This is a genomic window from Mesonia aquimarina (assembly GCF_003667275.1).
GTDB classification, from domain to species: Bacteria; Bacteroidota; Bacteroidia; order Flavobacteriales; family Flavobacteriaceae; genus Mesonia; species Mesonia aquimarina.
In genome coordinates this window covers 613676-628013 of record NZ_RCNV01000001.1, presented here as the reverse complement: position 1 = coordinate 628013, position 14338 = coordinate 613676, and the positions used below count along the sequence as shown (strand labels likewise).

The following is a 14338-nucleotide window of genomic DNA, read 5'->3' as shown; positions in this document are numbered from 1 at the left end:
GTGTTTTTTGCCTTGTAATTGCAAAAATTTCTAGGCAAATCCAATACGTGATTTTATAATAGAAATGTTATAATTATATTTTTTGAAAAGTTTAAACGTTTTTTTCTAACAATGCCATATAAAATCCATCGTATCCGGAAAGGTGTGAGAATATACTTTTCTCTTCAATTAATTCAAAATCTTTTCCATTTTCTGACTCTAAAAAGGTTTTAACCTGCGCTTGATTTTCTGAAGGCAAAATAGAGCAAGTGGCATAAACCATTTTCCCACCATTTTTTACCATTCTAGAATAATTTTGTAAAATTTCTGCCTGTGTATTTTTGATGTTTTCTATAAACTCTGGTTGTAATTTCCATTTGGCATCAGGATTTCTACTGAGTACTCCTAAACCACTACAGGGTGCATCAATCAAAACTCTGTCGGCAGAATTATATAGCTTTTTAATAACTTTAGTAGAGTCTATATGTCTTGTTTCAATATTATGAGCGCCGGCACGTTTAGCTCTTCTTTTTAGCTCTCTTAATTTATTTTCATAAATATCTAAAGCAATAATTTGTCCTTTATTTTCCATCTGTGCGGCTAAATGCAAGCTTTTACCACCGGCACCAGCACAGGTGTCTACTACTCGCATTCCTGGTTTTACATCTAACAAATCGGCTACCAGTTGAGAAGAAGCGTCTTGTACTTCAAACATTCCGTTTTTAAAAGCTTTGGTGCTAAAAACGTTTGCACGTTCTACCAGTTCTAACGCATCTTTATAGCCTTTAACTGAAGTTGCTTCAATATTTTCTTCAGCTAAGGTTCTACGAAGTGTTTGTTTATCGGTTTGTAAGGTGTTTGTACGTAAAACTACCGGTGCTTGTTGATTTAAGGCTGAAATTTCTTTCGTCCAAATTTCTTCTCCTAATTCTTTAACCCCTAATTCGTCTAACCAATCGGGAATAGATTCTCTAAATTTTCTAATTTGTGAAAGTTCATCGAATCTTCCTTTTATTCTTCGTGTTGGGGTATCTTCAATCTGTTTCCAGTCAGGAAGTTGAATTCCGCGAAGAGTTGCCCAAACCGCAAAAAGACGAAATGTGTTTGGTCTTGAAAACGGTTCTTTAACTTCAGCAATTTCAGCATATAATCGTTTCCAACGTACAATATCGTAGGTAGTTTCAGCTATAAAACTACGATCTCTAGAACCCCAACGTTTATCTCTTTTTAATGCTTTTGCAATTTCTTTATCGGCATACTTATTGTCATTAAATATTGACATTAACGTATCTATTGTTGCAAAAACTAAATTTCTATGCAAGCGCATCTTTTAAAAATTTTAGCTTGCGAAGTTAAGCAATTTAGTGTCGGAATAATACTATATTTGGAGTAAATTCTAATTCATGAATAAAGTCTACTTTCTTCTTATTTTTTATTTTTTAACAATGTCGTGTGTGAACGTTGCAAAAAATGAAACGATAAATCACGAATTTGTTGGAGTAAAAATCGAGCCTGTTTTTAAAAATGAAGCAAGTATTCGAGCTCTAAAAGTTACGCCAGATCATATTTTTTTTGCAGCAGATTCGGGAAAATTCGGCTATTTAAATACTGCAGATCATTCGTTAGCTTATTTAGGGAAGATTCAGAAAGGAGAACTTTATCCGGAGTTTAGATCGTTAGCAAGTACAGAAGAGGCTGATTTTATATTAAGTGTTGCTAATCCGGCCTTACTCTATAAAGTGAATTATTTTGGAAAGCGAAAATTGGTATATGAAGAAAAATGTGAAAAAGTATTTTACGATTCGATGGCTTTTTGGAATAAAGATGAAGGGATTGCCATTGGCGATCCTACAAATGGTTGTTTATCGATTTTAATTACACGTGATGGTGGTGAAAATTGGAAAAAGATTTCTTGTGATCTTTTACCTAAAGCGATAGAAGGAGAAGCTGCGTTTGCGGCGAGTAATTCGAATATAGCGATTGTAGGGAATAAAGTTTGGATAATTTCTGGCGGAAGCGTTTCTAGAGTCTATTTTTCTAAAGATAAAGGCAAAACTTGGGAGGTTCAAGAAAGTCCGTTAGTTGCCGGGAAACCTTCTACAGGTGGTTATTCAATTGATTTTTATAACGAGAAAACGGGAATCATTTACGGTGGAGATTATACTGAACCTGAAAATAATTCAAAAAATAAAGCGCTTACTTTAGATGGCGGAAAAACCTGGGAATTGCTCGCAAAAAATGAATATCCGGGTTATAAAAGTTGTGTAAAATTTGTACCGAATAGTGGTGGAGAAGAAATTGTAGCCGTGGGATTTACCGGAATTTCTTATTCTAACGATCAAGGGAAAAGCTGGCAAAAATTAAGTGACGCTTCTTTTTATACCATTCATTTTATAAATGAATTCACGGCTTACGCGGCGGGAAAAGGCGGAATTTCTAAATTGATATTTATAGAAAATGGCCTACAAAATTAATTTCATAGAACATTTTTTTTATAAGTGTTATAAAATTTCACTCTTATTTTTTTTCACCATATTTTTCTAAAAGAATTTTATGGAAATCATGTTCAGCTTTTTTAAGCTTTAAAATTTTAGTTGAAGGAATTACAGTTTTTAAACGCTTTACAAAGTCTTTTTTAAAAGTAACGCTTTGCTCTTTCATACTCAAGTATTCGGTCAATAAAGCGTCTGCAGTTTCTTCATCTAAAGAATCTATGGTTTCTAATCCGTTTTTTACGCTACACCATTTTTTATCGTATAAAGAATCTGTTTTGCGTTCAAATTCATTATAGATAGGCCAAAATTTTTCAGCTTCTTTAGAAGTGAGTTCTAGCGTTTCTGTAATATATGCTGTTTTTAAACTCTTAATTTTTTCGTCACTTTTTTCTTGTGCAAAAACAGCGGAAAAAAAACAGCAAAAAATTAATGTGATAATGAGGTTTTTCATTTTAAATTATTCGTTTAATAGCGAAGTTATTTCCGTATTCTCAGTTAAATATTCTAAAAGTTCTTCTCGATTTATATCTTCTAGTTCTTTCTCTATAATTTGATTGTTATTCTTAAATGTAAAATATAAATCTTGACTGTTATAATCTATTTCATTATTGTCTATGTAATCTTCGATAGCTGCTTGATTTAAATCATCATTTGTAATGAAATTATCTGAAGACTTATTTAAAATACTAATTACAAAAATTAAAACCGCTGCAACTGAAGCAATCTTAAATATATTTTTAGTTGAAAATAATGAAATTACTTTGGTTTCTTTTTCTTCAACAGGCAAGTTGACTTCAAAATTATTGAAGTAATTTTTTGGTACGGTAAAACCGGCATTTTTTTCTTTTGTAAAATCTAATTCAGTATTTGTTGCAGGAAGTTCTACCTTGAAATTTTCAAAGTAATTTTTTGGTGTTTTAAAACCAGATTCTTGTTTTTTATCTGCTAAGTTTTTGTTGTTCATTTGTTTATTAGACCATGTTAGTCATGAAAGGTTTGATGTTCTTTCACAAATTTTTCAACTTTTTTTACCGCGTGATGATAATTAGATTTTAAAGCACCTTCACTAACTTCTAGAATTTCAGCAATTTCTTTATATTTTAATTGCTGAAAATATTTCATATTAAAAACTTGCTGTTGTTTTTCAGGAAGCGTTGCAATAGCTTTTTGTAATAATAACTGGATTTTATCGCCTTCAAAATGAGCATCACTTTCTAAATTATTGACTAAGAAATCTTGTAATTCTTGGCTGCTTAATTTTAAGCGTTTGGCTTTTTTATTTAAAAATGTAATGGTTTCGTTTGTGGCAATCCTGTACATCCAGCTGTAGAGTTTACTTTCTCCTTTAAAGTTATGAATGTATCTGAATATTTTGATGAACGTATTTTGTAACAAATCATTAGCATCTTCGTGGTTTTTTACCATGTTTCTGATATGCCAATAGAGCCGTTCTTTGTAAAGATCAACCAACTCATTAAAGGCTTTATCAGGATTTTTTTTCTCCTGAAGGTTTTTTACAATTCGCGCCTCATCTTTTGTTAACATGGTTGATTTTATAAGTCTTTTGTACTATGCTAAGGATTGCATTTCAACTAAATTTTTATAAGTTCCGTTTAAAGCTAATAGTTCGTGATGTTTACCTTGTTCAACAATTTCTCCGCGTTGCATTACAATAATATTATCGGCATTTTGTATGGTAGAAAGTCGGTGCGCAATTACGATAGAGGTTCTGTTTTTCATCATATTTTCTAAAGCATTTTGCACTAACTTTTCACTTTCGGTATCGAGGGCAGAAGTGGCTTCATCTAAAATCATAATTGGCGGGTTTTTAAGCACTGCACGTGCAATAGATAAACGCTGTTTTTGCCCACCACTTAATTTATTACCGCTATCGCCAACATTGGTATCTAAACCTTGCGGCAGATCTGAAACAAACTCCCAGGCATTAGCTATTTTTAAGGCTTCAATAATTTCTTCTTCGGTGGCGTTATCTTTTCCTAAAGCAATATTATTTCTAACAGAATCATTAAATAAAATGGAATCTTGCGTAACCAAGCCCATTAAATCTCGGAGTGATTTTTTAGACACGTCTCTAATGTCATTGTTATCAATCTTTATACTTCCTTCATTTACGTCATAAAAACGGGTAACCAAATTAGCGATGGTAGATTTTCCGCTTCCGGACTGACCAACTAAAGCAACGGTTTGCCCTTTTTTCACTTTCATAGAAAAATTCTTCAGTACATTTTCTTTTTCATACCTAAAGTTGATGTGTTCTACACTTAATTCTTCTGAAAAATCTTCTTGTTGAATTGCATCCGGTTTATCCTTAATGTGGGTTTCTGTTTCGAGAATTTCTAGAATCCGTTCAGCACTTGCATTTCCTTTTTGAATGCTATAGGTTGCTTTAGAAATGGCTTTTGCAGGTGTTAAAATATTGTATGCTAGGACTAAAAAACCGATAAATGTTGAAGCATCTAAAGTGTTTTCAATTAAAACCATTCTGCCACCAAACCACAAAATAATGGTGATTACAACAACACCTAAAAATTCGCTCATGGGAGAGGCTAAATTTTGACGGTGTAAAAGTGAGTTTAAAACTTGGTTTAGTCTACCGGTACTTTGATAGAATTTGTCTTTAAATTTTTCTTCAGCATTAAAGCCTTTTATGATTTTTAGGCTCGAAAGAGATTCTTCTACAATGGTTAGAAAATGCGCACTTTCTTCTTGAGCTTTTCTAGATTTCGATTTTAATTTTTTACCGATTGAGGAAATTATTAAGCCTGAAATTGGTAAGAAAACCAACACGAAAATAGTCAGTTTTACACTAAGCGCTAACATAGCTCCTAAGGTGAAAATAAGTGTAAGCGGTTCTTTCACAAAAAGCTCAAGCATGCTTAAAAAAGAACTTTGTATTACTTGAACATCGCTTGTAATTCTAGAAATAAAATCGCCCTTTTTTTTCTCTGAAAAAAAAGAAACCGGTAATTCTACAATTTTATCATAAATACGATTTCTAATGTCTTTAAGCATTCCGTTACGCAAGCTGGCAATGAAATAAAGTGCTGCATAATTGAATAAATTTTTTAATAAAAAAAGTATAACTACTGTAATGCAAATGGTAATCAGAGCAGAAATTTGTCCGTATTCTTCAACTTTTTGATTCAAGAAAAAATTGGCATAATCATTCCCAAAATCCTTAAGATCAGAAAAATTTCCGCTCCAAGTAGGTTCTTTTATAACCGGCTTTTTTTCTTGAAAAAGCACCTGCAACATCGGAATAAAAGAAATAAATGCCAAGGTGCTAAAAAGTGCATAAAAAATATTGCTGATGATATTTAAAACAGCATAACGTTTATACGGTTTAGCAAATTGAAGTATTTTTTTTAGGTAATTCATTGTAAAAAATTAAGCGTTAAAAGAAGTGCTTAAAGCTTCTATTTTTTGATTCAATTCCTTTCTTACTTCTGCTAGTTGACTCAAGTCTTTTACAGCTGCATTTGCACTGATGTAAAATTTAATTTTAGGCTCAGTTCCGCTTGGTCTTGCCGCTATTTTTGTGCCGTCTTCTAAGTAGAAAATAAGAACATTAGATTGTGGAATTTCTATGCTGTTTTTTTGCTTTGTTTTATAATCTACCGCAATAGAAGTTTGGTAATCTTCAATTTTCTCAATTTTTACACCGTTAAAATTCTTCGGTGGATTTTCACGAAGATTTAGCATCATTTTATTGATTTCTTCTGCACCGGTTATTCCTTTTTTTACGAGTGAAATTAATTTTTCCTGATAAAAACCGTGTTGTTTATAAAGTTGGTGTAATTCTTCTATAAGTGTTTTGTTATTTTCTTTAGCTTGTGCTGCAATCTCACAGGCTAATAAGGTAGAAGTAACAGCATCTTTATCGCGCACAAAATCGCCTACCATAAAGCCAAAACTTTCTTCACCACCACCAATAAAATGTTGCTCTGGGAAGTCTTTAATCATTTTGGCAATCCATTTAAAACCTGTTAATCCTAATTTGCATTCTACTTGATAGTGATCTGCTAATCTTTGCATCATCGGTGTAGAAACTATGGTAGAAGCTATAAATTCATTGCCTTTAAAACCTTGATTTTTCTGATGATTTTTCAGTAAAAAATCGGTCATTAAAATCATAGTTTGGTTTCCGTTAAGCAAGGTCATTTGTCCATTAGCATTACGCACGGCAATTCCTAGTCGGTCGCAATCAGGATCGGTTCCAATAACAATATCAGCATTTTTTTCTTCCGCTAAATCTAATGCCATTTTTAAGGCTTCCGGCTCTTCAGGATTTGGCGATTTTACCGTAGGGAAATCTCCATTTGGTTCTGCTTGTTCTTCAACAACAAAAACATTTTTATACCCTGCTTTTTTTAAAACCTGCGGAACTAAAGTGATAGAAGTTCCGTGAAGCGATGTGAATACAATTTTTAAGTTTTCTTTCGCTTTCGCTGAAGTTTGAAAGCTTCCATTTTTGACGGAAGCTTCCATAAATTTTTGATCGATTTCTTGATCTATAAATTCAATTAGCTTTGTATTTGCTTCAAAATTTATTTGATGATACTCTAAAGAATTTATGTTATTTATAATTTCGGAATCTTGTGGTGGAACTAATTGTCCGCCGTCTTTCCAATAAACCTTGTAGCCGTTGTATTCTGGCGGATTATGACTTGCAGTAAGTACAATTCCGCAGTGGCAATTCAATTCTTTAACCGCAAACGATAATTCTGGAGTAGGCCGCAAATCACTAAATAAAAATACTTGAATACCGTTAGCCGAAAAAACGTTGGCTACAATTTGTGCTAATTCTTTACTATTATGGCGGCAATCGTAAGCAATAGCTACCTTTGGTTGTTCATTTGGAAAAGTATTATTCAGGTAATTAGAAATTCCCTGCGTGTTTTTTCCTAATGTGTATTTGTTAATTCTGTTAGTGCCAACACCCATAACGCCTCGCATTCCGCCAGTTCCGAAAGCTAAATTTTTATAAAAACTATCTTGAAGTTCATTAAGATCGTTTTCAATTAGATGCTGAACATTTTGTTGTGTGTTATTATCAAATACATCAGAAAGCCAATGTTTTGCTTTTACTAAAATATCTTCCATAGTAAGGTGATCAAAAATAAGTTACAAAAATACAGATAAAAAGAGAGCTCTCGTTAAGAATTTAGCATTTTACTGATTTTGTAGCGCTCTGGGTTTTTCTGTGTACGTAAAATTAGTTCGCCTAAAAATCCAGCTAAAAAAAGTAAAGTTCCTAAAATCATAACGGTTAATGCAATAAAAAACCAAGGATTATCGGTTACTAAAATATCGGGAATATGATTCCAAAGTTTATAAAGTTTAGAAATACCAATCCAAGCAGCAGAAACAAAACCTACTAAAAACATCAACACACCAAGCGAACCAAATAAATGCATTGGGCGTTTTCCAAAACGAGAGAAAAACCAAATGGTGATAAGGTCTAGAAAGCCAAAAATAAAACGCTCTGCACCAAATTTTGTGTTTCCATATTTTCTAGCTTGATGTTGTACTACTTTTTCGTTTATATTATGGTAACCGGCGTTTTTAGCGAGCACAGGAATGTAGCGATGCATTTCTCCATACACATCGATATCTTTTACAACGGCATTTTTGTAAGCTTTTAAACCACAATTAAAATCGTGTAATTTTAAGCCGGAGGTTTTTCTAGCAGCAGCATTAAATAATTTTGAAGGAAGGTTTTTCATCAATACAGAATCGTATCTTTTTTTCTTCCAACCAGAAATTAAGTCGTAGTTTTTATCTTTTATTAAATGAAAAAGTTCGGGTATTTCTTCGGGACTATCTTGTAAATCGGCGTCCATTGTAATTACAACATCGCCTTCAGCAATTTTAAAGCCTGCGTGTAAAGCTTGAGATTTCCCGTAATTTTTTCTGAAGTGAATTCCTTTTACCGCCTGATTTTCTTTAGCTAATTGTTCAATAATTTGCCAAGAATTATCGCTGCTGCCATCATCGATAAAGATGATTTCATAAAAAAAAGAATTGGATTGCATAACTTTTACAATCCAATTGTATAATTCTGGTAATGATTTTTCTTCGTTAAGAAGAGGAATTACGATAGATAATTGCATTTATCATTTCAATTTTTAATTTAAAGCAGGATCATTTTTCTTCATAATTAATCCAGCAACTAAAGAAATAAGAAATCCGAAAAATAATGTTCCGATTAATGCAAAAGTAGATAATACAAATGGATTGGTGAATTTTCGAGACATAGTTAATGCTTGATTTATTTGTTCCTCAGTCATACTGGGTTGATTTTCACGCATTGCTTTTTCTGCATTTTCAATTTGAATATCTATAAATTCCGGATAAATATAATTGTAATGTATAAAGCTGTATAGAGCACCAATAACTCCTCCTATTGCAGCGATTGCGAGACCTAACTTTAAAGCTTGGGTTAAGGACAAATACCCATTATTTTTAGCTTTAAAATCTTTAATACCAAAAACGTAAATAATAATTGAGATTATAAAAAGGATAGCTCCAAACAAATAGTTATCTTGCTGAAGGTTTAATACGTACATTAAAACAAGCTGTAGAATTCCTAATAAGCCTATTCCTATTCCATAGGTAAAAGCTATATTTTTAATTGAAGGTGTATTTTCCATAAAATTTAATAATAAATTGGTTGTTTAGTAAGTATACAAATATAGGAAAAGGTTACATAGCACAGTCAAAAAATTTTAGTCGCTTTTGTTTAGTAAATACTAGTTTGAAAAGTCTAATCGAGAAGAAATTATTTTTCAAATAATTTATAAAAAAACCTGACAAAAAATTTGTGATATTATAGGAATTATTTAAATTTGCAACTCGAAAAAATCATAAGATTTAAAGTTTAAGAAGATGAAACAAGGAATCCATCCAGAGAATTATAGAGTAGTAGCTTTTAAAGATATGTCTAATGATGAAATATTTTTAACAAAGTCTACTGTAAATACAAAAGAATCGATTGAAGTTGAAGGAAAAGAATATCCTTTGGTAAAATTAGAAATTTCAAGATCTTCTCACCCGTTTTATACTGGAAAAACGAAATTGGTGGATTCTGCAGGACGTATTGATAAGTTTAAAAACAAATATGCAAAATTCAAGAAAAAGTAATTTTGTATTATTTACAATATATAAAAAGCCTCTAATTTTATTTAGAGGTTTTTTTATATCAAAATTTGAAATTTTTAGCATAAAAAAAACCCGAATGTTTTATTCGGGTTTTTTATTATAACTTTTATCACTATTTATTAATAATAGCATTTAAAGTTTTACTAGCTCTCATTTCTTCATAAACAATTGCTTCATCTGGTTTATAATATCCATTAATATCAACAGGATTTCCTTGAGCATCATTTAGTTCTTGAACAATTTTATTTTCGTTTTCTTCCATCGCTTTTACAATTTCAGAAAATTCAACTTTTAAGTCAGTATCTTTATCTTGATTGGCTAAAGCTTGTGCCCAATATAAAGCTAAGTAAAAATGACTTCCACGATTGTCTAATTCATTAACTTTTCTGGAAGGTGATTTTTTATTGTCTAAAAATTTATCGGTAGCATCATCTAATGCTTCAGATAATATCAAAGCACGTTTATTATCATATTTTTTTCCTAAGTGTTCTAAAGAAACTGAAAGTGCTAAGAATTCACCTAAGGAATCCCAACGTAAATGTCCTTCTTTTAAAAATTGTTGAACGTGTTTAGGAGCAGAACCTCCAGCACCAGTTTCAAAGAGTCCACCGCCATTCATTAACGGGACAATAGATAACATTTTAGCACTTGTTCCTAATTCTAGAATAGGGAAGAGGTCGGTTAAATAATCACGCAATACGTTTCCGGTTACAGAAATAGTATTTTTGCCTTCTTTAACTCTTTCAAGTGTATAAGTTGTGGCTTTTTCGGTTGACATAATTTGTATGTCTAAACCATTTGTATCGTGATTTTTCAGATATTTGGTTACTTTTTTGATTAACTCAGCATCGTGAGCTCTATTTTCATCTAACCAAAATACGGTTGACCAACCTGTATCTTTCGCTCTATTTACGGCTAATTTCACCCAATCTTGAATTGGCGCATCTTTAACTTGACACATTCTCCAGATGTCACCTTCTTCAACTTTATGTTCCATTAAAACATCTCCGCTTTCAGTTACAACTTGAACTGTCCCGGCGTTAGAAATTTCAAAAGTTTTATCGTGAGAACCGTATTCTTCTGCCTTTTGAGCCATTAAACCAACATTAGGCACTGTTCCCATTGTAGTAGGATCAAAAGCGCCATGTTTTTTACAAAACTCAATCGTGGCTTGGTATAAACCAGCATAACTACTATCTGGGATTACAGCTTTTGCGTCTTGTGTTTCATTATTTTTATTCCACATTTGCCCAGAAGTTCTAATCATCGCCGGCATTGAGGCATCAATAATAACATCGCTAGGTACGTGTAGATTGGTAATTCCTTTATCAGAATTTACCATGGCAATATCAGGACCATTTTCTAAATCCTTTTGAATATCACTTTCAATTGCTTTTCTTTTTTCTTCCGGAAGATTTCCTATAGCAGTTAATACATCTCCAAGTCCACTATTTGGGTCGGCTCCTGCTTCTTTTAATTCTGCTCCATATTTTTCAAACACATCGTTAAAAAATACTTTTACAGCGTGACCAAAAATAATAGGGTCGGAAACTTTCATCATTGTCGCTTTCATATGAAGCGAAAATAAAATGCCTTGTTTTTTTGCATCGGCAATTTGTTCTTGCAAAAATTTAAGTAGTGCTTTTTTGCTTAAAAAAGTTCCGTCGATTACCTCGCCTTCTAAAAGTGAAATGCTTTTCTTTAAAGTAGAAGTATTTCCGTTAGCTTCTTTAAGCTGAATATTTACTTTACAATCTTTATTTATGGTAAGTGATTTCTCATTAGATCTAAAGTCGCCACTCTCCATAGTAGAAACGTGCGATTTAGACTCACTGCTCCATTCACCCATGCGGTGTGGATTTTTCTTCGCGAAATTTTTAACGGCTTTTGGTGCACGACGATCAGAGTTACCTTCACGTAAAACAGGGTTTACTGCACTTCCTTTTACTTTATCATATGTAGCCTTAATTTCTTTTTCTTCCGCAGTCTTGGCTTCGTCTGGATAATCTGGTAACTTATATCCTTTTGATTGCAATTCTGCAATAGCAGCTTTCAATTGTGGAATTGAAGCACTAATATTTGGAAGTTTAATAATATTGGCTTCTGGTGTTTTTGCCAATTCACCTAGTTGTGCCAAGGCATCTTCTTCGCGTTGGTCTTCAGTAAGCACGTGAGGAAAAACTGCTAAAATTCTTCCTGCTAATGAAATATCTTTTGTTTCTATGTTGATTCCGGAAGAAGCTGTAAACGATTCAATTATTGGTAATAATGAATGTGTTGCTAAAAATGGAGCTTCATCGGTTTTGGTGTAAATAATTCTTTCTTTATTGGCCATTTTTTTTAAAATAATTTAAAAGTTATTATGTTGCGTTAGTTTATTTGTAGCTTATTTAAAATCATTTGTATACTTGATATTAAATAAGTTATCGCTTTTATTCGATTAGCCACAAATATACTAAAACAGAAGGGTTTTTTGTGTACAAGAAATATTAGAAATGTGTTAAGGTCTGAAAAAATAAAAGCCATTTTGTTACAAAGCATAACAAAATGGCTTTCTCAGAAATGATTTTTTATTGATTTACTTAACAGTTTCAATACTTTCTTGATTATTACAGAAAGCAAAATCATTTCTAAAGGGCTTATTCAAAATTACAAGAAGTTCGTAATTTTTTACAAGCTATAAAAATGAATGTGGGGGCAAATCCTTGTGTCATTACTCATCCACATTTTGATTGTTATATAAAGATAAATTAATTCAGTTTAAAAAACTATTTTTTTAACTATTTATTTATCAACCCATTATGAACAGCGTTTATTAACTTTTGTTCATAAAAAAAAGCCTCCAAAATTAATTGGAAGCTTTTCTTTGTTTAACCAACGTAAGCTTATTTTAAGCGACGTTCTTTAATTCTTGCTTTTTTACCAGTAAGTTCTCTAAAGTAGTAAATTCTAGATCTACGAACTTTACCTCTTTTGTTCACTTCGATTTTTTGAAGTGCTGGAAGATTGATAGGGAAAATACGCTCTACACCAACGGTACCGCTCATTTTACGGATAGTAAATGTTTGAGCTGTTCCAGCTCCTTTCTTTTGAATAACAACACCTCTGTAAAACTGTGTACGAGTTTTGCTACCCTCTTTAATTTCGTAATAAACTGTGATAGTATCTCCAGCATCGAATTTTGGAAATTCTTTAGTTGTTACGAATTCGTCTTGAACAAATTTAATTAAGGATTCCATGTTTTATATTTTAAAGTAAATCTAAAGTAACATTCGCGATTTTCGCCAGAGGTTAATTTAGAAGCGGCTGCAAAATTACTATGTAATATTTTTATTTACAAGTATTTTGCACTAATCTTTTAAAAGATCAGGTCTTTTTTCTTCAGTTCTCTTATAGGCTTCTTGTTCTCGCCAGGCTTCAATTTTTGGAAAATTACCACTGGTTAAAATTTCTGGGACTTTCCAACCTTTATAATCTGCAGGTCTTGTGTAAATAGGTGGGGCTAATAAATTATCTTGAAAAGAATCGGTTAGGGCAGAGGTTTCATTTCCTAAAACTCCGGGTATTAACCTAATAATAGCGTCGCAAAGTACAGCTGCGCCTAGCTCTCCTCCTGAAAGAACAAAATCTCCAATAGAAATTTCACGCGTAATAAAATGATCACGAACACGCTGATCTACACCTTTATAATGTCCGCAGAGAATAATAATGTTTTTATGAAGCGATAATTGGTTAGATATTTTTTGATCTAGGGTTTCTCCATCTGGAGTCATATAAATGACTTCATCATAATCTCGTTGAGATTTTAAATTACTTATGCATTTATCAATCGGTTCTATCATCATTACCATTCCTGCCCCTCCACCAAATTGATAATCATCTATTTGTTTGTAATTATCGGTTACATAATCACGTAAATTATGCAGGTGAATTTCTACTAAGTTTTTTTCTATAGCCCTTTTTAAAATAGAAGCTTCAAAAGGACTTTTTAAAATATCGGGAACAACGGTAATGATATCAATTCTCATGGTTTATGGCTGATTTCCGTTTTTTGACTGCTTGTTTTTTTCATCTTGCAACATTCTACCAAGGCGTTGTTGTTTTTCTAAAGATTTTTTTCTGAAATCGTCATAATCTTCTTCTGCATCTTGTAATCGCTTTTTAGCTTCTTTAGTTTGCGCATTACTGCTTTTATATTTATAGATGAAGAATATCAAAATTAATACTAAACCTAAAACAATGAGCCACATGATACTCTGGTAAGTTGTCTTATCTGTAGCAATACCTAAAAAGTTAATTTCTTCTTTTTGCTGATTAGCTTCGGTTAGTTTATTTTTTGTATTACTTAGCTCCTGACTTAATTTTTCAACTTGTTTTTTTTGTTGCTGAATGGTATTGTTTGCTTCTTCTATTTCGTCATTTAAGCTATTAATTTCTGAAATAGTATTTTTTTGTAAACGTTCTAAGCGAACTTGTTTTACAACTTTATAATCTTGATAATTATTAGCTTCTTCAATTAATTCAGTAAACTGTCCGTTAATAGAAGAATCTTCAGTTTGTATTTGCTCTTCTTGATTTTGAGCGTATAAATTAATTAAGCTAAAAAAGAGCGTACAAAAAAGAGTAATATTTTTTTTAAGCATATTTAATGATTGTTTTTTATTTGAAGAGCAGAACGTTCT

The 14338-nt window shown here is 32.0% G+C and carries 14 protein-coding genes; 2 read left to right on the top strand and 12 right to left on the bottom strand.

The genetic code is table 11. From position 1 onward, the window contains the following. Positions 1 to 91: 91 nt before the first annotated feature. Positions 92 to 1306 (bottom strand): RsmB/NOP family class I SAM-dependent RNA methyltransferase, encoded by a 1215-nt coding sequence (locus D9R05_RS03070; protein WP_121665734.1) that lies wholly within the window; start codon positions 1304 to 1306, stop codon positions 92 to 94. A gap of 118 nt (positions 1307 to 1424) precedes the next feature. On the opposite strand from D9R05_RS03070, the gene D9R05_RS03065 reads away from it, so the two are divergent. Beyond that, a complete protein-coding gene (locus D9R05_RS03065) occupies positions 1425 to 2453 on the top strand; it encodes a WD40/YVTN/BNR-like repeat-containing protein (RefSeq protein WP_240462905.1) in 1029 nt (342 codons plus the stop codon). A 43-nt stretch (positions 2454 to 2496) separates the two neighbouring features. On the opposite strand, the gene D9R05_RS03060 is transcribed toward D9R05_RS03065, so the two are convergent. The 7 genes from D9R05_RS03060 to D9R05_RS03030 are packed head-to-tail and all read right to left on the bottom strand — an operon-like array spanning position 2497 to position 9148. Further along, on the bottom strand, positions 2497 to 2925 hold the full coding sequence (locus tag D9R05_RS03060) for a hypothetical protein (protein WP_121665732.1): 429 nt from the start codon (positions 2923 to 2925) through the stop codon (positions 2497 to 2499). A gap of 6 nt (positions 2926 to 2931) precedes the next feature. Then, positions 2932 to 3438 carry a hypothetical protein gene (locus tag D9R05_RS03055; RefSeq protein WP_121665731.1) on the bottom strand — a complete coding sequence of 169 codons (507 nt, stop codon included), beginning with the start codon at positions 3436 to 3438 and terminating at the stop codon, positions 2932 to 2934. Between the two features lie 17 nt (positions 3439 to 3455). Beyond that, complete coding sequence (locus D9R05_RS03050) at positions 3456 to 4019, bottom strand: RNA polymerase sigma factor (protein WP_121665730.1); 564 nt, start codon at positions 4017 to 4019, stop codon at positions 3456 to 3458. Positions 4020 to 4043: 24 nt separating this feature from the next. Then, a complete protein-coding gene (locus D9R05_RS03045) occupies positions 4044 to 5873 on the bottom strand; it encodes an ABC transporter ATP-binding protein (RefSeq protein WP_121665729.1) in 1830 nt (609 codons plus the stop codon). Between the two features lie 9 nt (positions 5874 to 5882). Further along, complete coding sequence (locus tag D9R05_RS03040; protein ID WP_121665728.1) at positions 5883 to 7598, bottom strand: phospho-sugar mutase; 1716 nt, start codon at positions 7596 to 7598, stop codon at positions 5883 to 5885. Positions 7599 to 7651: 53 nt separating this feature from the next. Beyond that, positions 7652 to 8608, bottom strand: a complete 957-nt coding sequence (locus D9R05_RS03035) for a glycosyltransferase family 2 protein (RefSeq protein WP_121665727.1) — start codon at positions 8606 to 8608, stop codon at positions 7652 to 7654. Positions 8609 to 8623: 15 nt separating this feature from the next. Then, the gene (locus D9R05_RS03030) at positions 8624 to 9148 is read right to left on the bottom strand and encodes a DUF4199 domain-containing protein (RefSeq protein ID WP_121665726.1); all 525 of its coding nucleotides are present in this window, start codon (positions 9146 to 9148) and stop codon (positions 8624 to 8626) included. Between the two features lie 235 nt (positions 9149 to 9383). On the opposite strand from D9R05_RS03030, the gene D9R05_RS03025 reads away from it, so the two are divergent. Beyond that, the gene (locus D9R05_RS03025; RefSeq protein ID WP_121665725.1) at positions 9384 to 9638 is read left to right on the top strand and encodes a type B 50S ribosomal protein L31; all 255 of its coding nucleotides are present in this window, start codon (positions 9384 to 9386) and stop codon (positions 9636 to 9638) included. Positions 9639 to 9768: 130 nt separating this feature from the next. On the opposite strand, the gene D9R05_RS03020 is transcribed toward D9R05_RS03025, so the two are convergent. The 4 genes from D9R05_RS03020 to D9R05_RS03005 all read right to left on the bottom strand — a co-directional run bounded on the left by D9R05_RS03020 (position 9769) and on the right by D9R05_RS03005 (position 14299). After that, on the bottom strand, positions 9769 to 11991 hold the full coding sequence (locus D9R05_RS03020; protein ID WP_121665724.1) for an NADP-dependent isocitrate dehydrogenase: 2223 nt from the start codon (positions 11989 to 11991) through the stop codon (positions 9769 to 9771). A 550-nt stretch (positions 11992 to 12541) separates the two neighbouring features. Continuing rightward, entirely contained in the window at positions 12542 to 12895 is a 354-nt protein-coding gene (rplS, locus tag D9R05_RS03015; RefSeq protein WP_121665723.1) for a 50S ribosomal protein L19, read from the bottom strand. 111 nt (positions 12896 to 13006) lie between these two features. Further along, on the bottom strand, positions 13007 to 13684 hold the full coding sequence (gene trmD, locus D9R05_RS03010; protein ID WP_121665722.1) for a tRNA (guanosine(37)-N1)-methyltransferase TrmD: 678 nt from the start codon (positions 13682 to 13684) through the stop codon (positions 13007 to 13009). Positions 13685 to 13687: 3 nt separating this feature from the next. Then, positions 13688 to 14299: a coiled-coil domain-containing protein gene (locus tag D9R05_RS03005; protein ID WP_121665721.1), complete on the bottom strand. Its 612-nt coding sequence runs from the start codon at positions 14297 to 14299 to the stop codon at positions 13688 to 13690. Between the last annotated feature and the right edge of the window lie 39 nt (positions 14300 to 14338).